Raw genomic sequence first — 21057 nt, forward strand, 5'->3', positions numbered from 1 at the left:
GCATCTCGGTACATCGTGGAAGAGATCGTCACGGCATGCAGCGCCTTGGCCGACCTGAGTCCGACCCGGGTCGGCCTGAACCTCAGAAGTCGTAACGCGCCCCGACCATCACGCTGCGCGAGGGGCCCTGGAAGTTGAAGGTGGAAACCGAACCTACGCGCGACCAGTATTCCTTGTCGAGGAGGTTGTTCACGTCCAGGGTCGCGGTGAGCTGCTTGGTGACCGGATAGGAGAACTTGGCATCCACCGTGGCATAGCCGGGGGCGGACACGGTGACCCCGGAGGTCTGGTTGGTCTGGGAGAAATCGCTCATGGCGGTCACCCCGCCACCGATGCTCAGCCCGGTCAGCGGACCACCCGCCAGGGTGTATTTGGTCCACAGCGAGGCCATGTGCTTGGGCATGGCTTCGAACAGGGTGTTGCCATCACCGCTGAGGTTCTGGGTATCCATGTAGGTGTAGCCGGCGAGCATTTCCCACTGCTCGGTGAGCTTGCCGCTGACCTCGATCTCGGCCCCCTTCACCCGCGTCTTGCCGGACGCTTCGGAATAGGTGGTGATCGCAAGACCATTGGCATCGAAAGGCGTGGACGCGCGATTCTCGTCGGTCAGCTGGAAGATCGACAGGCGCGCATTCATGTCGCCATTGAAGTAGCTGCCCTTGATGCCGACTTCGTACTGGTCGCCCTCGCGAGGATCGATGGCCTTGCCCTGGGCATCCAGCTCGCTCTGCGGCTTGTACACCTTGGAATAACTGGCATAGAGGGAATGGTAGTCGTCCAGGTCGTAGACGGTACCCAGATAGGGGGTGACGAAACCGCTGTGCTTCTGGCTCTCCCCCGCCTCGGCACCGCTGGCCAGGGTGGTGGTGTAGGCATCGCCCCTGTACCAGGAAACACGGGCGCCACCGATCAGCGCCAGGCGTTCGATGGGGCGGAAGGTGACCTTGGAATAGAGGCCGAATTCGCGATCCTCGCTGCTGAAGTCGGTCTGGTAGGCGCGCGCCGGCTTGGCGAAGCGGGTCGGCGAATAGCTGTTCACATTGACCGTACCCAGGACGCTGTTGCCGTTCTGGTAATCGGTGTCGTAGTGCTTGTAGTCGGTACCCACGACGAATTCGCTGACCTGACCCAGCGCCTCGAATGGCTGGCTGTAGCTGGCGTCGAGGGAATAGGCGTCCTGCTCGAAGTCCCGGGTGCTGGCACGAATGCTGGTATTGCCGTTGGCCTGCACCGCCCCGCCGGTGAAGGCATAGAGGTAATCCGCCTCCCGGTGCGACGCCCGCGCGGCGATGCGCCCATAGCCGCCGTTATCGAACCTGTGGGTCAGCTCGAAGATGCCGTCGGTGGTCTTGCCGTCGAAGTAGTTCCAGTCCGCTCCCAGGAAGCGCGATTGGCTGAAGTCCAGCAGATTGCCCTGGGCGTCGGTGGGATAGCCGTTGTGCGGGGTGAGGTTCTTGACCTGATGGATCAGGCCGAAGGAGATCTGGGTGGCGTCGGACAGGTCGATGTCCAGGTCGCCGTAGTAGCTCTGGTCGGTGTTGGCGTTGTAGTCCACCTCGCCATTGGTGTCGGCGCGAGAGGCGACGAAGCGACCGCGGACATTCTTGCTTTCGGTGAGCGGACCGGCCAGGTCGATCTCCTGGTAGTTGGTGTCCCAGGAGCCGTAGCGCCCGGTGATATGGCCCTGGAAGTCCTCGGTGCCGCGCTTGCGCACCATGTTGACGATGCCGCCCAGCTCGCTGGTGCTGTTGAACAGCCCCGAGGGCCCGCGCATGATCTCGACCCGGTCGAAGGGCGAAAGGATGGGCACGGTGCCGAAGATGCTGGTCATGGGCGCCGGCAGGCCGTCGATGTTGTATTCGTCGTACTCGTAACCACGCGAATAGATGGAGGAACGCCCGCTGTCGTTGGTCAGCACCCGCAGGCCGGCGGTGGACTTGGCCAGCTCGTCCAGGGTGTTGAAGTTGCGGTCCTTGATGTAGTCGCTGGTGTAAGAGGTGATCGACTGGGGAATGTCACGCAGGGCAGCCGGCGTCTTGGTGCCCACGGTCGCCGAATCCACGGTATAGCCGCCGGTCTGTTCCGAGGGCGCCATGTCGTAGAGGCGGTTGCCTTCGATGGTCAGGGTGTCCAGTTCCGTGGCGTTCTGCTCGGCCACCGTGGCGGCCAGGGCCGTCAGCGGAAAGGGAATCAGCGCGCCGATCAGGAGCAGCTGACGGAGAGCCCCGCGGCGAAGGCGGACGGGCTGGCAGAGGGTTCCTTGGGTGTTCATGGTGATCCTTGTGACCGTGGCGTTGCAGCCGACGCCGTGCACTTGAAGGCTGCTCTTCGCGGGATCCCGCGAGGGCCAGCACTTTAAATGATAAAAACTCTCATTATCAAATGTTACGGTAAGCAATAGCTGTTCGCATCGCGAATGCCAGGCAGCCGTGATCCACGTCCAGAGGTCAGGACGGCATCAGGAAGGAATGCAGGAAAGAGGCATCACCGGGCCGAAAAGGTCCGGTCACAGGATCGGGCTGATCCTGAACGGGCCGCGCAGTGCGAAGCCTGACGGTGGTTTAGAGGCCGGAGACCGCCGGGGTCTTGGCTGCCACCTGGCCGATCACCGGACTGGGCAGCCGGCAGACGATTTCGCCGATGGCGTTCATTCGCGCCAGGCCACCGTCACCCTTGCAGGCGTGATAGTCGGCGAGGTGTTCCGAGGGCGAGTTGCGCAGGCCCTGATCGACAGCGATCACCAGCGCGATGACGCCCAGGCCCAGGGCGACGATTTCGAGCGTGCTGCGGGCACGATACCAGTGGATCGGTCGCGAAAGGCTCATGGCGGCTCCGGAGGCTGGACGAATGATGGCGAAGTGGCCCCTACTCTAATCGTCCTGGCCCGGATGTAAACAGCCGTTGCTCGCCTCGACGATGGCTGTCGTCGGCACGCCGAGGCCCGTTCACCGCGCCGCCGATCAGAGCCTTGCCCTGGCCCTCGTCCTCCTGCTCTCCGGATGTTCCGCCAGCGAGAGCGTCACGCCCCGATTTCGCCGGACAGCAAAGAAGGCGCCAAACCCTCTTGCAGCAGGCCTTGCCTCTCGCTTCGCCCCCTCGACGGCCGGTCCTGAACCGACCGCCGACCGGGGTCGAGACTCAGGGATTTTCCTTGCCGGGCGTCTTGATATAGCCGGGCACGGCGGAATCGGGAGGCGTGTTGCGCCCTTCGGTGGCCGCGGCTTCATTGGCCTGGGCCCGGTCTTCCTGCGCCTTGGCCTGCTCCTTGGAGGCGCGCTCGACCTTGCCTTCGGCCGCCTTCTCCTGGGCCTTCTGGCTATGGGTCTGAGCGTCCTGGGCGTGGTCTTCGGAGGTCTTGTCGCACGCCGTCAGGGTTGCGGCGGTAGCCAGTACGAGGGAGCACAGCAGAGCTTTGGACATCGGGTAATCCTGAGAAAAGAGACCTTTCAGGGACCTGGCGAAGCCCGGATTGGTTTCTGGCCGAGCACTTCAGGATCGCAACCTGAGGTGTCCGTCGCACGGTGGCGCTATTCGAGCCCCCGACCCGTGCCTGGCCGTCAGGGGATGCAGCTGCCCGTCCAGCACGCGAAACGGCACGCCAGGCTCTGGCACGAGCGCTGGCGGGTGTCGACGACAGCTGATCGCCCGGCGCAGGCCGCACGTCTGCAGACCCTGCGGAAAGGTCAGGCGATAAGACTAGGCTGCGGGGATGTTGGCCATGGACAGGCATCGAGACGCACGATGACACCTGCCGCCAATGGCCTCCTGCCTCTACACCGATAACAAAGCAGGGAACAACCATGACGCTTCTTCAACGGGTAGTCGGCGGCATCGCTCTTCTGGTGCTGCTGCTGCTGGGTATCGTCGCCGTAAGCTTCACCAGTACCCAGTCCATCCATGAGCGGCTGGCGGTCATCACCGAGCAATCCGCGCCGCTCGGCCAGGCCGTCGGCGAAATCAACGTGCAGCTGCTGGGCGCCAACCAGACCCTGCTCAGCCTGCTGGCCGAGACCGATTCCGCGCCGATCGCCACGCACGAGCAGCAATTCCAGCAGCAGTTCGCCGACTACCTGCAGCTGCACCAGCGTTTGCCGGCGCTGTTGCGCGGCCACGACCCGCTGATCCAGGCGCTCGCTCAGGAGCAGAAGCTGGGCAACGCCTATGGCGACCAGGCAAAAATCCTCATCGACAGCTATCGCCAGCTGGTCGAGGTGCGCCGTGCCACCCGGACCCTGCAGGGCTATGCCACGCCGGAGGCCAATCGACTGTCCAGCTACCTGCAGGCCTACAGTGCGCAACAGAAGGCGGAAGGTGCCAGCGCGGCAGTTCGCGCCGCCCAGATGCTGCTGATCGAGACGGACAAGACCTATGCCGCCTTCGCCGCTCAGGCGGCCCGCCTGGATCTGCCAGGTCTGGCGGTGACGCTCAACCAGCAGCAGGATGTCATCACCGATCGGCTGCGCGCCCTGGCCGCCATCGACGAGCGCAGCGCGCGCATCGTGGGGGTGATGGTCACCCGTCTGCTGCACGAGATGACCGCGCCTGACGGCCTGCGCCAGGCCTATGAGCGACAGGCCGCGGCCGAGGCCCAGTTCGACGCCCAGCGCCAGCGCACCGGCACCGTCCTGCAGGCGACCCTGGATGCGCTGCGCACCCTCAGCGCCGGTGCCGTCGCCGTGGCGCAACAAGCCAAGGGCGATACCGATGCCAGCGTGGCCACCAGCCGCCAGGTCCTGGCCATCGTTGCCCTGCTGGCGATCTGCGCCGCCGTGATCATCGGCCTGTGGGTCGCCCGCGGTCTGCGGCGACCGCTGCAGGCGTTCCGCGACTCGCTGCGCCAGGTCACGGCCGGCGATCTGCGGGTCCAGTTCGATGTGCGCCGCAAGGACGAATTCAGCGAACTGGGCGGCTATCTCAACGAGTTGATCCGTTCGCTGCAGACCACGGTGCAGACCCTCACCCAGTCGGCCGACGACCTCCGGCATACCGCCCTGGCCAATGCCGACATCAGTGCCAGTACCACCCGCGCCGTGGAGGAGCAGACCGAGCGGCTCGGCTCCGCCGCCTCGGCGATGACCCAGATGGAAAGCACCGTGGCCGAGGTGGCTCAGCGCGCCATCGACACCAAGGATGCGGTCGACCACACCTTCGAACTGAGCACGGCGACCGGCACCACCGTCGCCGAGACCATCGACAGCATCCAGCGCCAGGCACGGCAGATCCAGGTCGCCGCCCAGGCCACCGATGAATTGCAGGGCTATGGCCAGAGCATCGACGGCATCGTCGACGCCATCCGCAATATCGCCGAGCAGACCAATCTGCTCGCCCTCAACGCCGCCATCGAAGCCGCTCGCGCCGGTGAGCAGGGGCGCGGCTTCGCCGTGGTCGCCGACGAGGTACGTTCCCTCGCCAGTCGAACCCAGGCCTCCACCAGCGAGATCCAGCAACAGATCGAACAGATGCAGCAGAAGATCCATTCGGTGGTGGAAATCATGGGGGTGAGCCGCGCCCAGTCCGGGGAGTGCGTGCAACTGGCCTCCTCCGCCCGGGAAGCCCTGCAGAGCATGAGCCAGGCGGTCGGCACCATCCGCGAGATGAATACCCAGATCGCCGCCGCCACCGAAGAGCAGAGCGCCACCGTGCAGGAAACCAGCCGCATGATGGTGCAGATCAACGACGCCGCGCTCAGGGCTGCAGAAGGTGCCGACAGCGCCGCGCAGAGCAGCGAGGACCTCTCGCGCATGGCCAGCCGGCAGCGCGAGCTGCTGCAACGTTTCAGTGTCTGACCGGGGACCGACTCATGTTCAAGCCAAAGCTTCGCCTTCTCGCCGGTCTCGTGCTGGCCGCCACCTGCGCCAACCTGGCCCACGCCAGCGCCCCGCTGATCGGCGTCCTGACCTCCAAGCGCGACAACTTCCGCACCCTGCTGATCAACAATGTCGAGGAACGCGCCCATACCCTGGACGCCGACGTCTTCCTGGAAAACGCCAACAGTGACAGCGCCCTGCAGTTGCGCCAGTACCGCAACCTGATCGCGGCCCATGTCGATGCGGTCATCGTCAATCTCATCGACGACAGCCATACCCAGGAGATGCTGTCGCTGGCGATGAGCAGCAAGGTGCCGCTGGTGTTCATCAACTATCGTCCCAGCGTCTCTCCCCTGCCCGCCTATGCCGGCTTCGTCGGCTCGGACGAGGTGGAGGCCGCGACGATGCAGATGGAGGAGCTGGCTCGCCGTGCCGGCTACAAGGGCAAGGTGGCCATCCTGATGGGCGAACCGGCCCATCCGGCGACCAAGCTGCGCACCGAAAGCGTCGAGAAGGTCGTCGCCAAGTACCCCGACATGCAGGTGGTGGTGAAGGCCTCGGCCAACTGGCAGCGCAGTGAGGCGACCGAACGCGTTCTGCAGTGGGTCGACAAGGGCGTGGCCTTCGATATCGTCGCCGCCAACAACGACGAGATGGCCATCGGCGCGATCCGCGGTCTGGAAAAGGCCGGCAAGCCGCTTTCGAAATACCTGGTGGGCGGCATCGACGGCACCCCCGACGGGCTGCAGGAGATGCGCGAGGGCAAGCTGGCGGTCAGCGTGCTGCAGGACGCCAAGGGCCAGGGCCAGGGCGCGGTGGACATGGCCCTGCGGCTGGCCAACGGCTCCACCAGCAGCAATCTCACCCGGGTCCCCTTCCAGCTGATCACGCCGGACAATCTGGCGTCCTTCTAGCCCTCACGGCAGGAGGCTGTCCGTTTCCGGCAGCCTCCTGCGCGGGCCAGGCGCCCTGCCCTTTCGGACAGTCAGGCGCCTTTCCTCAGAAGCGCCAGCTGAGCCGGGCGTTGAGGTCCTGGTCCTTGGTATGGCTGCTCAGCTGACCCTCATAGCCCAATCCGAGCGACACCGTCTCGCTCAGCGCCAGGTCCAGGGCGCCACGCACCACCGCCGCGTCCCGCGCAATGGGTGCCCCCACCAGCTTGAAGTCCGGGCCACCGGCAAAGGCCGACTCGTGCTCGGGGGTGGTGTCGCCAAAGGCATGGCGCCAGCCCAGGGTTGCGCTCGGCACCACCTTCAGCCCACCGAGTGGCTTGGCCGCCAGGCGCAGGCCCAGGGTGCTGAAGGTCGCATCGGTGGTTTGCCGCCGACTGTCCAGCTCCAGCGCACCGCTGCGCTCGCGAAAGGCATCGGTCTGCAGATGCACCCGGGCCAGATTGGCGAAGGGCTCCAGACTCAGGCCGCCCTGCTCGATCCGATAGGCCAGTTCGCCGAACGCCTGGCTGGTACCGGCATCGTAGTCCGGCGCCAGGCGCTGGTCGTTACCGAGGATCGCCAGGTTGCGCCGCGCTTCCACCGAGTGCCAACTGTGGGCCAGGCCCAGCTTGAGGCTGAGGGCGTCCCACTGCTGGCCAGCATAGAGGCCCAGGTGGTAGTCGGTGCTGTCCGCCGAACCGGACTCGCCGCGCAGGTCGAGATCGGTGTGACCGAAGCCCACCAACCCGCCGACGCGCCAACCGCTGTCCAGGGGTACGTCGCTGCCGATCAGCAGGCCACGGCTGTGGCTGTCCAGGCTGCTGGCGTCGTGACTGCCGTCGTTGCGACCCCAGGCGCCAAGGGCCTGGGTCCAGACCAGACCGCGCTCGCGACTGCCGGCCAACCCCTGGATGCCGGAGCCGGACGGCAGCTCGTCCTGGGCGTCGCTCAGGCGATCGCTCATGGCATTGCGTACCAGCCGGCTGTTTTCCACCAGTACGGTCTTGGTCGAGGCGTGCAGCTCGTTGCCCAGGCTCTGGAAGGTGCTCCGGGCGCCGGCGGCGTTGGTCGCGGCCACCTGATTCCACAAGGCATTGCCGGCACCGGCGTTATCCAGGCCCATTGCGGCGGCGCGGGCGTTGCGGCCCTCGGCCAGCTCGGCGAAGGCCACGCCATTGCGCGCCAGGCTCAGGGTCGCCTGGTTGGCGCCATAGCTCAGGGTCGGGGTGAGGAAGGCGAAGTCGGACTGGATCTGGCCGAAGCGGCCGCTCAGGCCATTGCCCGCGCTCAGCAGCTGATAGCTGCCCAGCGGCTGCCAGGAGGGGCTGGAAACCAGCGCCAGGGTGGCGCCGTCGACGGTGATGCTGCCACTGGCCACCAGGCGATCGGCGCGGCCGCTGGTATCGGTCTCGACCTGATAGATCGAGCCCTGGTCGAGGACGGCGTTGCCGTTGACGTTGAGTTGCCCCACCGAGTTGCCGGGCGCGAGGATGCCGCCCTCGGCCACGCGCAGGCTGGCGAGACTGCCGGTGCCGCCAAGGATGGCGCCCGTGTTGACGGTGACCGCCGAATTACCGAGGTTGCCGTTGATGGCCAGGCGACCCCGGTTGACGCGGGTGGTACCGGAAAAGTCGCTGTTGCCGGTCAGGCTCAGGGAGCCGCCCCCGGTCTTCACCAGGCTGCCGCTGCCGTGCAGGTTGTTGACCAGGCTGCTGTTGACCGACTGATCCAGCACCAGGGTGGCATTGTCGGTGATGTCGCCGCTGCCGAAGGCCTGGGCATGGCCACGCAGGGTGCCGCCATTGATCACCGTCCCGCCGCTGTAGGTGTTGACGCCGCTGAGGGTGAGTTCGCCGCTGCCGTTCTTGGTCAGGCTGCCGCTGCCAGCGATGTTGTTGCGCCAGGCGTCGCGGGCGTTGAAGCCACCCTGGCTGGCCTCCATGTTGACGCTGACATTGCCGGTGAAGGCCGCGTAGCCGTCGGCCGCGGCCATCAGGTTGAGGCGACCGTAGCCGTTGGATTCGTCGATGACCACATAGCCGGAAGACAGCTCGGTGCTGGCCAGGATGTCGCGGCGCTGACTGGCGGTGAGATAGGGAAAGCGCGTCTCCAGCAGCACCTCGGCGTTGATCGGCACCACCGGCGCCAGGTTGGTCGGACCGACGGGAGCGAAGCCGTAGGTCATGCGGGCGGTGTACAGCGCCTTGTCCTGGGCGTGCTGGGACTGCTGGTCCGTGGCCGGATCGATGCCGTCCACGCAGGTGTTGATGTCGCCGCCGCACTGCTGGGCGAAGTAGGCCTGGGCCTGGGCGAAGGCATCGCTGCGCAGCTGGACGTTGTTGCTCAGGTTGTCGATGGCGAAATAGGTGGCGGTGATGCGGCCACCGATCACGTCCAGCGGCGAGTGCATCCCGGCGACGATGCGGTTGTTGCCCAGCTCCGAGGCGCGGAAGAGTTCTTCACCCAGGCGCTGGGGTACGGCGTAGCCGAAGCCCATGGCTGCCAGGTAGGCCGCGTTGGTATGGCCGCTGGGAAAGCCGCCGTCGCTCTGCGGCGTGGTGCTGAGCGCCGGGCGCAACGACAGCGGCACGATGTCCACGCTGGCTTGCCGCCAGGGCCGCGGATACTGGTAGGCGTTCTTCGCCGGAGTGGTGGAGGCATCGTTGCGGATCGCCTGGACCAGTTGCACCACCTTGCCCAGTTGCGCGTTGGCGTCGCCGGCACCGTTGCCGTTGTCGTTGTACTTGGTGGTCTGGGTGGAGGCGTCGAACACCGGGATGGTGGTGAAGGCGCCGGAGCCGGCCAGGTAGCCATTGGCCAGGGAACCCAGGCCGCTGATCAGGCTGTAGCTCTGGTCACGGCGGTCGTCGTAGTAGGCCGCTATCTCCTGGGCCTGGGTGCGGGCTTTCGCGAGGTCGACCACGTATTGGATATTGCGCTGCAGGATGGGCGCCCCGAAGGCGGTGGGCGTGCCGGTGTTCCAGGTGGCGCCGGGGGTCCAGAGCCTGTTGTAGCCTGACAGCAGGTCGACGCCATTGATGGCGTTGTTGCCCGAACGGCTGGCCGCCTGCACCGAAAGCGCCAACAGCGAGGCCGCGAACGCGACCGTCAACACCGCGGGTTTATTACCTGAACGTTTCACCAGCTCTTCTCCTTGGCCCTGTGGATACAACTTGTTACAAGCTGTCTTGGGGCGGCGAGCCTAGAGCGGTGATGTGACGGTGTGGCGGCGATTTGGAGGCAGTTTCACGACATCCCATGACCCTCGGGACCGCGATCCGGCGCCCGGCCGGGAAAGGATCGCGGTGTGGTGGATGGCAGGGACGCGCTAGCCGCGGCGCAACCTGTCCAGATCACACCAGAGGTGCAGCTTGGTAAGCAAGCCATCCCCCACGGCGATCGCCAGCGGCTCGCTGCCGAAGAGGTTAAAGCCCGCCTGCCGGTACAGCGCCAGCGCGGCATCATTACCCTCGGTCACCGTGAGCTGAACGACCCTGAGCCCGGGCAACCCCTGCGCATGGGTCAGGAGTTCGTCCAGCAGGCCCTTGGCGATTCCCAGACGCCGGTAACGATCAGGGACGTACAGCCCGAACAGGGTCGCCTTGTGCCGGACCTTTTCCCGCGTCTCGCGGCCAAGACCGACAACGCCCAGCAGCTCCGCGCCCCGGATTGCGCCCCAAACGCACTCTTGTGCCTGGTCATCCTCTTGCAGCCGACGCTCCCACCAGTCGAGCGGCAGTGCCGCCCGCTCCTCGGGGCTGGAGGTGAAGGCTTCCGGATGTCGGGCATAGGCGTCCAGCATCAGTTGCCGGTAGACGGGGGCCCAGGCAGGCCCCAGCCGCTGGATATTCATGGTCAACCTCCTTCCAGCGCCAAGCCGCTTGCGAAGCCGGCGCTCTGTCATGACCGCTCAGAAATCGTCGTAGCTGACCTTCCAGAACAGGTCGATGCTGCCGTCATCGCGATGGGCCACGATCAGGCCTTCGGTCTCGCCAAAGGCTTCAAGCAACAATTCCCAGTCCTCGCTGCTCGCTTCCAGGCGCTCCACATGCACGTGCTTGTCGATGACCCCGCGCGCGTTGTTCACCAGCCGCGACACCCGCATCGTCAGGCGATCATAGGAGGTCAGCTGGGATGGCTGGCTCTGGGCCATGGGCGCGGGCTCCATAACTGTTCTTTTATACAGTAGTTCTCGACCGAGGCGATTGGCAAGTCGCCCGGCTCCCTGATCCGCCGGCAGCCCCTGGAGGTCTACGCCGGAGGACCCTTTTTGCCCAGTGTCGGCCCGCGAGGAAACCCGGGTTCCCCATGATGGCGACACGCCGTCCATCCAGGAATAGCCACCAGCCATCTCTGGAAAAGGTGTGACATGGATCACTTTTTCTTGGCTAGGGTCAGACCCATCCACAATGCTCAGGGTGCTCTTAATGCGCGCCGCGCCCCCCGCGAGCAGCGACTGACGGCACCTCCATGACGTCAGGTATTCAGAGCCCGTCCAAGGGCTTAAAGCTATCGCGATAACAAATCACCGTTAATCCGGCTGAGGTGCTTCCACCCGGCCCTCCTCTCCAGGTAGTCCACATGCAGCACAATGGCTGGAATTTCCTCAGCAACATCAGCGTCCGGGCCAAGCTGGCACTCGGCTTCTCCCTGCTCATCGGCATGATCCTGCTGGTGGCCTACACCGGATGGCAGGCTACCGACGCCCTGCGCGATCGGAGCGAAAGAATCGGCGACATCTCCGGATTCAGCACCCTGGCGCGCGATATGCGCATCGAGCGACTCGTCTACATCGTCAAGGCCGACGAGGCCCAGGCGGCCAAATGGCTGGCCGCGCTCGACAAGCTCGAAGCCCAGTTGCAGAGCATCATCCCCAACTTCAACTCGAAGGCCAACGAGGCCTTGCTGAGCGAAGCCCAGGCCGCACTCAAGCGCTATCGGGACTTCTACACCCAGGTAGTGACGGCCACGCGGGAGCGTGCGACCGTCCAGCAGGCGGCGACCGCCACGGCGGAAGCGGCCAACACCTATCTGCTGGCCCTGGCCACGGCGGCCAATGCCCAGGAAGGGCGAGTCGAAGACCGTCAGCAGGTAGCGGCCCTCTTCATCGACCTGCAGCGGATGCGCATTGCCCTGCGTAGCTATGCCACCACGCCCACCAAGGACAACGAGGGCGCTGCCCATGGCGCCCTGGACGGTATCCAGGCAAAGGTCAAACAACTCGCTACTACCAGCACCCTGCCGACCGAGGCGTTGCAGAAGCTTGGCAGCGAACTCGACGGCTACCAGCAGCGCCTGCAACAGCTGATCACCACCCAGGCCCAGGTGGACCAGGGTCAGGCCGGTATCACTACCACCATCACCACGCTGCTGTCGGTCGCCGACAAGCTCACCGCGATCCAGAAGGAATTCCAGCTGACGGATGTGAGCGGTGCACGCCAGCTGCTGCTGGTGTGGCTGACCATCGCGATCGCTCTGGGCCTCCTGGGCGCCTGGCTGATCACCCGCTCCATCGTCCGCCCGCTGAAGGACACCGTTCTCCTGGCACAGACGGTCGCCAACGGCGACTTCACCCGTCAGCTGGAGGTGACCCGCAAGGATGAACTGGGCGCGCTGCAGATCAGCATGCAGCAGATGACCACCAACCTCCGCGGACTCATCGGCGAAGTGAAGGATGGCGTCGTCCAGGTCGCCAGTGCCGCCGAGCAGCTGTCGGCGGTAACCGAGCAGACCAGTGCCGGGGTGCAATCCCAGAAGGTCGAGACCGATCAGATCGCCACCGCGATGCAGGAAATGACGGCGACCACCCACGAAGTGGCGCGCAACGCCGGGGCCGCCGCGCGCTCGGCGCTGGAGGCCAGTCAGCAGGCCCAGCAGGGAGACCAGGCCGTCAACAAGGCCGTCGCCCAGATCGAACTGCTGGCCGGCGAAATGGCGTCGACCAAGATCGCCATGGCCGCCCTGCGCGATCATGCCGACAGCATCGGTGGCGTGCTCGACGTGATCAAGGCGGTTTCCGAGCAGACCAATCTGCTGGCGCTCAATGCCGCCATCGAAGCCGCCCGCGCCGGCGAGGCGGGACGCGGCTTCGCCGTGGTCGCCGACGAGGTCCGCGGCCTGGCGCAGCGCACCCGCTCCTCGACGGACGAGATCGCCCAGCTCATCACCGGTCTGCACCAGAGCACCGACCGCATGGCGGCGGTGCTCGACCATAACGTGCAGTTGACCGACAGCAGCGTCGGCCTGTCGCGCGAAGCGGGCGAGCTGCTCAAGCGCATCACCCGCTCGGTCAAGGACATCGAGTCGATGAACGAGCAGATCGCCTGCGCCGCGGAGCAGCAGGGCACGGCGGGTGAAGAAATCAGCCGCAGCGTGACCAACGTCCGCGACATCTCCGAGCAGACCGCCGCCGCCAGCGAGGAGACCGCCTCCTCGAGCACGGAGCTGGCGCGCATCGGTGTCCGGCTGCAGGAAATGACCCGCCGCTTCCAGGTCTGACAACAGCCCGAGCCCCTGCCGCAGCAGCCTGCGGCAGGGGCTCGCACCGTCAGGTTCTCCAACTCAACCGCCGGTCATTTCGGCTGAATCCCTGCACCAGCGGCCGGTCACTAGGTGCCATCATATTGATATTATCAATGTCACTTATCGCACATTGATATCTCTTCTGTCAGTCCAGGTCACGCATGAAAACCTCACCAGAGCTGGGTCGGCTTGTCGATCAGACGCTTGCTGTGCCGGTCGGGCCCTTTGCCTTCGTCTCGGTGCTGGAGCGCCTGTTTCAGCTGGATATCCACAAGCAGCGCACGCGGCACCTCACTCGCTGCCTGCTGATCGGCACCCTGAGCTACGACAGCTTTCTGATCTGGTGGTGGCTCCTGCTGCAAGACGCCCTGCCCTGGGCGGCCGCCCAGATGCTGGGGATCGCCACCCCCTTCGCGCTGCTGGTCGTGGTGCTGCTGCAGGTGGTGCCGACACGTTGGCGCGAAACCCTGGCCTCGCTGCCGTTCTATGTCGGCCTGGTGGTGGTCTACAACATGGTGATCAACGGCCCACCGGGCAGGGAGATGAATCAGACACTGTTCATCTTCACCTGGCCGCTGATGCTGGCCTTCGTCAACACCTGCATGAAGAGTCCGCTGCTGCCGGCCCTGCTGTTCAACGGCTTCGCCCTGTCGGTGATCGCCCTTGCCGTCCATGAAGCGCCGGTGTCACCAATCGTCGGCGGGCTGATGATGACCAACGCCATCGTGATGGCGTTCTTTTCGCTATTGGCCAGTTACTGGCTCAACGTCGAAGGGCGCCGCTCCTACCTCTACAAGCTGCGCGAAGAAGTCCGCCTGGCGTCTCTCAATTCGGCCAATCAGGATCTGCAGATCCTTTCGGAAACCGACTCCCTCACCGGGCTGGCCAATCGTCGTCAGCTCCGCCCGCTCCTCGAAGACTTCTGGCAACGCCGCCTGGCCGGAGAGCAAGGCGCCGTGCTGCTGATCGACGTGGATCACTTCAAGCGCTACAACGACTACTACGGCCACCTCGCCGGAGATGACTGCCTGCGCTCCGTGGCCAAGGCCCTGGCGGTCGGGCTGGACCCGGGTGACAGGATCGGTCGCTATGGTGGCGAGGAGTTCGTCGTCCTCCTGGACCGGGTCGGCCCGGCCGAGGCGCTGGACGTGGCGGAGGCCATCCTGGAACGCGTTCGCGACCTGCAGATCCCGCACCAGGGGCGTCAGGACGACAAGACCCGGGTCACCGTCAGCATCGGCATCGCCCGCAGTGGCCTGGCCGGTCTGAGCAGCGCCGACGACCTGCTGGACTGTGCCGACCGCGCGCTCTATCGCGCCAAGCGCGAGGGCCGGGACCGGGTCTTCGAAGGGGGCGTCGATGCCATCCTGGGCGCACCGCTCGACCATGCCGCGCTGCTCACCCCGGAGGATGTCCGCAAGGGACTCGCGAGCAACGAGTTCCTGCTGCACTACCAACCCATCTATCGCGTCGAGCCCCGGCAGGTGACGGGTTACGAAGCGCTGCTGCGCTGGCAGCATCCGACCCTGGGCATGGTCTCGCCGGAGGTTTTCATCCCGCTCGCGGAACAGGGCAATTTCATCATCGCCCTGGGCGAGTGGGTGGTGAAGGAGGCCTGTCTCGCGGCCAGTCAGTGGCCTCCACACCTGAGCATCTCCATCAACCTGTCGCCGCTGCAATTCGCCGATCCCATCCTGCATGAGCGGGTATCCGCGGCCCTCAGGCTCTCGCGCCTGGCGCCCAACCGCCTGGTCCTGGAGGTCACCGAAGGGGTGGAATTGGTCATAGATACCAAGACCCGCCAGTCCTTCGCCCTGCTCCAGCTGCTGGGCATCCGTATGGCCCTGGACGACTTCGGCAGCGGCTTTGCCGGCCTCGGCCCCATCCTCGAACTGCCCTTCCAGCTGATCAAGCTCGATCGCCGGATCCTGGCGATCGAGGACGAGGAACAGCGTGGCCAGGTCCTGACCTCCCTGTTGCTGCTGGGCAAGGCGATGAAACTCGAGGTGCTCTGCGAAGGCGTGGAAACCCCTGAACAACTGGCGCAGCTGCAGCAGCTGGGCGTCCGGCTCGCCCAGGGGTATCTGCTGGGCAGACCCGCGGCGGCTCCTAGCGGTCAGGAATTCCAGCTCACGGCGTCGCTGGAAGCCTGACGCGTAGCGCTAAACGACTTCCGGCGCCCTGCCGGGGGCCGGCAGCGATGCCCTGCCTACGGTTCGTCTAGAAGATCGCCAGGCTATCCAGCACCGCCGTGCAGAGCGCGCTTCCATAGGTGACCACGCCTAGCGGTACCCCTACCGCAGCGCCCAGGATCAGGGCGCAGACGAGCAGCGCCACCAGCGGTATCCCGAACACGGGCTGCACCAGGAAATGGCCGCCGCTGCTATCCCCCGCGACTTTTGCCTTGGACGTCTCTGCCGGGTTGGCGGCTTCGGACCGGGCGCGGGTGGGCTGCCCGGGCGGCTGACGTCCTGGCCTGGCCTTGCCTTCCATCTCGATCAGATCGGCGATATCGGCGAGGGTCCCGCTGTTGCGGGTGATCTGCTCATGAGCAGCGCGGAGGGAATCGGGCTTGGCCGTGCGGCCTGCACCGCGAGGAGGTCTTCGTGAGGCGGTCATAGTGCAAGAAACGGCGGAGAAGGTGCTTAGGATGACACAGTCTGAGGTTAAGGCTATTAACCTTAGCCCTATATATGGCTAATTGCCACTATTTCTCGGACGCCTGCCTGAGCAGCGGAACGCTGACCTCCTCCCCCGCTTCGAGCGCCGCCAACGCCAGGCGGGTGGCTTCGCGCCGCTCTTCCAGGGAGTAGTCCTCCGCGCCCTCGTCCGGCAGCTCCAGTTGTTGTTCAAGTGCATTGAAGGAATGCCATTCGGCATCCTCCGCCACAGGGCGGGCCAGGCTGTCCTGCGCGGGGATAGACCCCGGTTCATCCGCTTCAACCGGCTGAGCGGACTCGCTCGCGCCCGACCCGGGCAGGAAGTCGTGTGCAGCGCCCTGCTGGATATACAGCGGGACCGCTTCGGCGGCCTGCCCCGTAGCGGTCAGCGCAGCCGGGGTGCACGCGAGTTCGAGCCTGGGCACTACCCCGGCCTGGTACAGCGCCAACAGGCGGGCATCGACGTAGCCCAGCAAGAGATAGCCCGCCGAGGTTTCGCTGCCATCTTTATTCATCACAGTGCTTCCTGAATGGGTTGGAACGATCGCCTCCGGGATTCGCGGAGGCGAATGAAGGACCGCTCCCCTGACTATCCGATCCTGAGCGCTGCAGCCCTTCAGCTGTTTCCGCAACCCGGACGCTGAGCAAGCGTTCTGCACAGGCAGCGCCATCAGGCCGAACAGCCGGGGGCGGCAGGTCTATCGCTGCACGGCGATACATTTGATTTCCGCGAGGAGTCCGGCACGGGCCAGTTCGGCGACGCCAATGCAGGTCCAGGCGCACATCGCTCTGGGAAAGACCGCATCCTTCACGCGCCTGAAGACCGGCATATGCCTATGCAGGTCGACGTGGAAAGTCGTCAACTCCACCACGTCCTCGAACGTACAGCCACCCGCTGCCAAGACAGTGCGAAGATTGTCCCAGGCCGCCCGGAATTGCTGCTCGGGATCCTGGATAACCTCCAGCTCCGGCGTACGGCCCACCTGCCCTGCGCAATAGAGCGTTTTGCCAACTTTCACGGCCGGTACATAACCCGCACGCTCGACAAGCAGTCTCATGCTGTCGGGGATGATCAACTGGCGGTCTGTCATTGTCTTCGCGTCCACGGTCGTAGAAAAGGCAAACTAACAGCAGCAACGCTCCGAGGCCTAGCCGCGCTTTTCCGGGGCTGCCCCGGACGCCTGACCTCGCGGGCTCCGCCCCGATCCTCCGGGGATGCCGAGGGCAGCCTTGATCCGGTCTCGGCCAGGACGACATCGCTCGCACCAACGCTCAGTAGACGGCCGTCACTCATGGCGGAAGTCCGTATCGATCGCATGAGCGTCTGCTTCAATTCAAGCGGTCACGACTTCGAAAAACAGGCCGAAACCCGCGTCCTTGAAGGCATCCGCTCAAGTTATCGGGGCCATTGCCGTTATGTTCATCACACCCCCAACCGGTACATGGATATGACCCTTCGCGCGTTCAACATCGCCACCCGCAGCCTGTTGTGTTTCGGTCTACTCGCCGCGTTGGTAGCCGGCCTGGGTATTTTCGGCATCACCCAGATGTCGCAGATCAGGGGCCAGAGCCTGGTGATCGAAAACAACAGCGTTCCGAGCATCGTGGAGGCCGACAACCTCGCTTTGCAGCTGGCCCGTACCCGCATCGAGGTACTGCGCCTGCTGGCCATTCCTGACGCTTCGACCGTCGCCAATACCCGCAGGAAGATCGACAGCATCAGCGGCGAGGTCGCGGAGGCCTTCGGCCGCTATGACAAATTGGTCAGCTCCGATCGTGAACGCCAGGCCTTGGAGAGCCTGCGCCAGATCCACCGGGACTACCTCAACAATGTCAACCAGCTGGCCGACCTGGTAGTCGCCGGTAAGGTGGAAGAAGGCCGGGCGCTGGTGCAGGCCGGCATGGCCCAGCTGGGCGCCAGGATGAACGAGAGCACCGAGGCCCTGCGCAAGGTGAACCAGGAGGACGTCAAGGCCGCTGCCGAGGACGCGGGGATCACCTACAGCAACTCCAAGACGATCACCTGGCTGTCCATCGGCCTCGCGCTGGGGCTGACGCTCCTGCTCGCCTGGCGCATGACGGTCAGCCTGACCTACCCCATAGCCAACGCGGTAGCCGCGGCCAGGGTCATTGCCGGTGGCGACCTGACCCAGACCCTGGATGCCCGTGGTCACGACGAGGCCGCCCAACTGCTGCAGGCCATGCAGCAGATGCAGACCAATCTGCGTGACACCCTGGGTCATCTGGGCCAGTCCGCCACCCAACTGGCCTCCGCCGCCGAGGAAATGACCGCCGTCATGCAGGAGAGCGCTACCGGCCTGCAGCAGCAGAACAGCGAAATCGAAATGGCGGCCACCGCCGTGACCGAGATGAGCCAGGCGGTCGAGGAAGTGGCCGGCAATGCCACCTCCACCTCTACCGATTCGCGCCAGGCCGCGGCCAGTGCGCGTGACGGCCAGCAGCAGCTGGGCAACACACTGATTGCGATCGAGACCCTGACCGACAATGTGCTGAGTGCCAGCGATCGCGCACGTGAGCTGGCCGAACAGACCCGCAACATCAGCCAGGTCCTCGACGTCATCCGCTCGGTAGCCGAGCAGACCAACCTGCTGGCGCTCAATGCGGCCATCGAGGCCGCTCGGGCAGGCGATGCCGGTCGCGGCTTCGCGGTCGTGGCGGACGAGGTACGGGGGCTGGCTCAGCGGACCGGCGACAGTACGCGCGAAATCGAGAAGATGATCGGCAGCATCCAGCACGGCACCGGGCAGACCGTGAATGCCTTGCTGACCAGTGCCGACCAGGCGCGCCAGACCCGCGAACAGGCGCAGGCCGCCAGCGGCGCCCTGGAAACCATCGCCCAGTCGGTGTCAGGTATTGACGAGCGCAATCTGGTGATCGCCAGTGCCGCCGAGGAACAGGCTCAGGTGGCCCGCGAGGTCGACCGTAACCTGGTGCGGATCCGCGACCTGTCGGTCCAGACGGCCGCCGGCGCCCACCAGACCCGCGTCGCCAGCCAGCAGCTGTCTGAACTGGCGGTGCAGCTGAACGGGCAGATTCGTCGATTCCGCGTGTAGACGTCCCTGCCCCCCTAGCTGCTGCCCCCCTCCCCGGGCCTGTCGGCAACCGGCCGGCAGACTGACCGCTGAGCTACGACAGGTCGAGTATCACCCGATCCGGGTGATACTCGACGGCCTTCCGGCCGGGCCGGACTACGGCTTCTGGCGGGAGCGGATGCCCCCACACTCGATACATCCTTGGCCGGGATCGATGCTACGTCGCTAAGGAATCAGCGGTGCCCCCGAGAGTAGGCGCCGATCGCGCTGTGCCAGTTGGGGCAGGCAGCGCATTGGTCGTAACGGATCGCGTCGGAAGCTGGCCGTACGGGCGCTGTTCTTGGGCTATGCCGGCAATTCGCCGAGCTCTTGCGTGCGGCTGACGGCCAGGAAGTCAGGTCTCGATGCGTTGAACCCAGAGGTGATGCGGTTGAGACGGTATTACCCAGGCAACTGATGAGCCAATCTTATCCGCCGCTCTTCGGAGGGGGCCTCTTCTCGACTGGATGGTCGAGTACTTGCTGGCCTGTCATCCGCGTACGGCCCAGGATGCAGTAGGCGCAATCAACCACGCCTCAGTTATCAAGGCTGATCATGGTGATAGGCGGAAATCCGCTTATACCCCTGACCCAGTAGGCAGAATATCGCCCATGCAGAGGGTAAAAACCCAGTCAGGACGCGGCTTCGCGACCTGGCACGCGCCCTGCTATAGCCCTTGTCGACGCCCCGAGCGCCCTAATAACAACGACAAGAGGAACACCCCTGTGGATAGCACCGCTACCCTCGCGGCCGGCCAGACCGCGCCCAAGACCACCTCGCAGCGCATCAAGTCCATCTTCAGCGGTTCCGTCGGCAATCTGGTCGAATGGTACGACTGGTACGTCTACGCCGCCTTCTCGCTGTATTTCGCCAAGGCGTTCTTTCCCAAGGGCGACCAGACCGCCCAGCTGCTCAACGTCGCCGCTATCTTTGCCGTGGGCTTTCTCATGCGCCCCATCGGCGGCTGGCTGATGGGCCTCTATGCCGACAAGGCCGGCCGCAAGTCCGCGCTGATGGTCTCGGTGATCATGATGTGCGCAGGCTCCTTGATCATCGCCCTCACCCCCAGCTATACCACCATCGGCGTCGCCGCCCCCATCATGCTGGTGCTGGCGCGGCTGCTGCAGGGCCTCTCGGTGGGCGGTGAATACGGCACCTCCGCCACCTACCTGAGCGAGATGGCGACCAAGGAAAGCCGTGGCTTCTACTCCAGCTTCCAGTACGTCACCCTGATCTCCGGCCAGCTGCTGGCCCTGGCCACCCTGATCGTGCTGCAGCAGACCCTGACCGTCGAACAGCTGGAGAGCTGGGGCTGGCGCATTCCCTTCCTGATCGGCGCCGCCTGCGCCGTGACCGCGCTCTACCTGCGCCGCGGCATGGAAGAGACCAGCTCCTTCAAGAAGGCCGAGAAGCCCAAGGAATCCCTGATGCGCACCCTGGCGCGCCACCCCAAGGAATTCCTCACCGTGGTCGGCCTGACCATGGGTGGCACCCTGGCCTTCTACACCTACACCACCTACATGCAGAAGTACCTGGTCAACTCGGTGGGCATGAGCAAGACCGACGCCACCTCCATCTCGGCGGCGACGCTGTTCCTGTTCATGCTGCTGCAGCCCGTTGTCGGCGCCCTCTCCGACCGCGTCGGCCGGCGCCCGGTGCTGATCGCCTTCGGCGTGCTCGGCACCCTGTTCACCTATCCGATCCTGACCGCCCTGGGTAGCGTCACCTCCTGGTGGGGCGCCTTCGGCCTGATCATGGTGGCGCTGGTGATCGTCAGCTTCTACACCTCGATCAACGCCGTGGTGAAGGCCGAGCTGTTCCCCACCGAGATCCGCGCCCTGGGCGTCGGCCTGCCCTATGCCCTGACCGTGTCCATCTTCGGCGGCACCGCCGAATACCTGGCGCTGTGGTTCAAGAGCATCGGCATGGAGAGCGGCTACTACTGGTACGTGACCGGCTGCATCGCCTGCTCGCTGCTGGTCTACGTCTTCATGAAGGACACCCGCGATCACTCGCGCATCGTCCACGAATAACCGCTCGTCCC

At 65.2% G+C, this 21057-nt stretch carries 15 protein-coding genes and 2 pseudogenes; 8 read left to right on the forward strand and 9 right to left on the reverse strand.

Going from position 1 to position 21057, the window contains the following annotated elements; all coding sequences use genetic code 11:
* Positions 1-82 precede the first annotated feature (82 nt).
* The 3 genes from PVZ72_RS20530 to PVZ72_RS20540 all read right to left on the reverse strand — a co-directional run bounded on the left by PVZ72_RS20530 (position 83) and on the right by PVZ72_RS20540 (position 3420).
* Entirely contained in the window at positions 83-2272 is a 2190-nt protein-coding gene (locus tag PVZ72_RS20530) for a TonB-dependent siderophore receptor (RefSeq protein WP_187979754.1), read from the reverse strand.
* A gap of 289 nt (positions 2273-2561) precedes the next feature.
* Positions 2562-2825, reverse strand: coding sequence for a hypothetical protein (locus PVZ72_RS20535; protein ID WP_133861191.1), 264 nt, complete (start codon positions 2823-2825; stop codon positions 2562-2564).
* A 313-nt stretch (positions 2826-3138) separates the two neighbouring features.
* Positions 3139-3420 (reverse strand): hypothetical protein, encoded by a 282-nt coding sequence (locus tag PVZ72_RS20540; RefSeq protein ID WP_133861192.1) that lies wholly within the window; start codon positions 3418-3420, stop codon positions 3139-3141.
* Between the two features lie 1112 nt (positions 3421-4532).
* On the opposite strand from PVZ72_RS20540, the pseudogene PVZ72_RS24360 reads away from it, so the two are divergent.
* From PVZ72_RS24360 to PVZ72_RS20550, 3 genes and pseudogenes are all read left to right on the forward strand, one after another.
* Positions 4533-4928 (forward strand): annotated as a pseudogene (locus PVZ72_RS24360) (HAMP domain-containing protein); the annotation flags it as partial.
* Between the two features lie 102 nt (positions 4929-5030).
* Positions 5031-5786 (forward strand): methyl-accepting chemotaxis protein, encoded by a 756-nt coding sequence (locus PVZ72_RS24365; protein ID WP_405046477.1) that lies wholly within the window; start codon positions 5031-5033, stop codon positions 5784-5786.
* 14 nt (positions 5787-5800) lie between these two features.
* On the forward strand, positions 5801-6721 hold the full coding sequence (locus PVZ72_RS20550; RefSeq protein WP_273862887.1) for a substrate-binding domain-containing protein: 921 nt from the start codon (positions 5801-5803) through the stop codon (positions 6719-6721).
* 85 nt (positions 6722-6806) lie between these two features.
* Here PVZ72_RS20550 and PVZ72_RS20555 read toward each other — a convergent pair whose 3' ends face one another.
* From PVZ72_RS20555 to PVZ72_RS20565, 3 genes are all read right to left on the reverse strand, one after another.
* On the reverse strand, positions 6807-9851 hold the full coding sequence (locus PVZ72_RS20555) for an autotransporter domain-containing protein (protein ID WP_443218259.1): 3045 nt from the start codon (positions 9849-9851) through the stop codon (positions 6807-6809).
* A gap of 216 nt (positions 9852-10067) precedes the next feature.
* A complete protein-coding gene (locus PVZ72_RS20560) occupies positions 10068-10598 on the reverse strand; it encodes a GNAT family N-acetyltransferase (protein WP_187979757.1) in 531 nt (176 codons plus the stop codon).
* Between the two features lie 51 nt (positions 10599-10649).
* On the reverse strand, positions 10650-10892 hold the full coding sequence (locus PVZ72_RS20565; RefSeq protein WP_252977162.1) for a DUF1654 domain-containing protein: 243 nt from the start codon (positions 10890-10892) through the stop codon (positions 10650-10652).
* Positions 10893-11401: 509 nt separating this feature from the next.
* Here PVZ72_RS20565 and PVZ72_RS24370 point away from each other — a divergent pair.
* The 3 genes and pseudogenes from PVZ72_RS24370 to PVZ72_RS20575 form a co-directional block, all read left to right on the forward strand.
* A pseudogene (locus PVZ72_RS24370) lies at positions 11402-12379 on the forward strand (methyl-accepting chemotaxis protein); the annotation flags it as partial.
* Positions 12374-13237 carry a methyl-accepting chemotaxis protein gene (locus PVZ72_RS24375; RefSeq protein WP_410003738.1) on the forward strand — a complete coding sequence of 288 codons (864 nt, stop codon included), beginning with the start codon at positions 12374-12376 and terminating at the stop codon, positions 13235-13237. The pseudogene PVZ72_RS24370 and the gene PVZ72_RS24375, both read left to right, overlap by 6 nt.
* Before the next feature lie 185 nt (positions 13238-13422).
* Positions 13423-15414 (forward strand): putative bifunctional diguanylate cyclase/phosphodiesterase, encoded by a 1992-nt coding sequence (locus tag PVZ72_RS20575; protein WP_273862890.1) that lies wholly within the window; start codon positions 13423-13425, stop codon positions 15412-15414.
* Positions 15415-15481: 67 nt separating this feature from the next.
* Here PVZ72_RS20575 and PVZ72_RS20580 read toward each other — a convergent pair whose 3' ends face one another.
* The 3 genes from PVZ72_RS20580 to PVZ72_RS20590 all read right to left on the reverse strand — a co-directional run bounded on the left by PVZ72_RS20580 (position 15482) and on the right by PVZ72_RS20590 (position 17012).
* Positions 15482-15880: a hypothetical protein gene (locus PVZ72_RS20580; RefSeq protein ID WP_187979760.1), complete on the reverse strand. Its 399-nt coding sequence runs from the start codon at positions 15878-15880 to the stop codon at positions 15482-15484.
* Between the two features lie 88 nt (positions 15881-15968).
* The gene (locus PVZ72_RS20585; protein WP_273862891.1) at positions 15969-16436 is read right to left on the reverse strand and encodes a hypothetical protein; all 468 of its coding nucleotides are present in this window, start codon (positions 16434-16436) and stop codon (positions 15969-15971) included.
* Positions 16437-16619: 183 nt separating this feature from the next.
* Positions 16620-17012, reverse strand: coding sequence for a RidA family protein (locus PVZ72_RS20590; protein ID WP_187979762.1), 393 nt, complete (start codon positions 17010-17012; stop codon positions 16620-16622).
* 357 nt (positions 17013-17369) lie between these two features.
* Here PVZ72_RS20590 and PVZ72_RS20595 point away from each other — a divergent pair, with 357 nt between their 5' ends.
* Positions 17370-18995: a methyl-accepting chemotaxis protein gene (locus PVZ72_RS20595; protein WP_187979763.1), complete on the forward strand. Its 1626-nt coding sequence runs from the start codon at positions 17370-17372 to the stop codon at positions 18993-18995.
* Positions 18996-19738: 743 nt separating this feature from the next.
* Positions 19739-21046 carry an MFS transporter gene (locus PVZ72_RS20600; RefSeq protein WP_007159929.1) on the forward strand — a complete coding sequence of 436 codons (1308 nt, stop codon included), beginning with the start codon at positions 19739-19741 and terminating at the stop codon, positions 21044-21046.
* Positions 21047-21057 lie beyond the last annotated feature (11 nt).

Origin of the sequence: Pseudomonas sp. LA5, assembly GCF_028640825.1 — a bacterium.
Classification (GTDB): domain Bacteria; phylum Pseudomonadota; class Gammaproteobacteria; order Pseudomonadales; family Pseudomonadaceae; genus Chryseomonas; species Chryseomonas aestiva.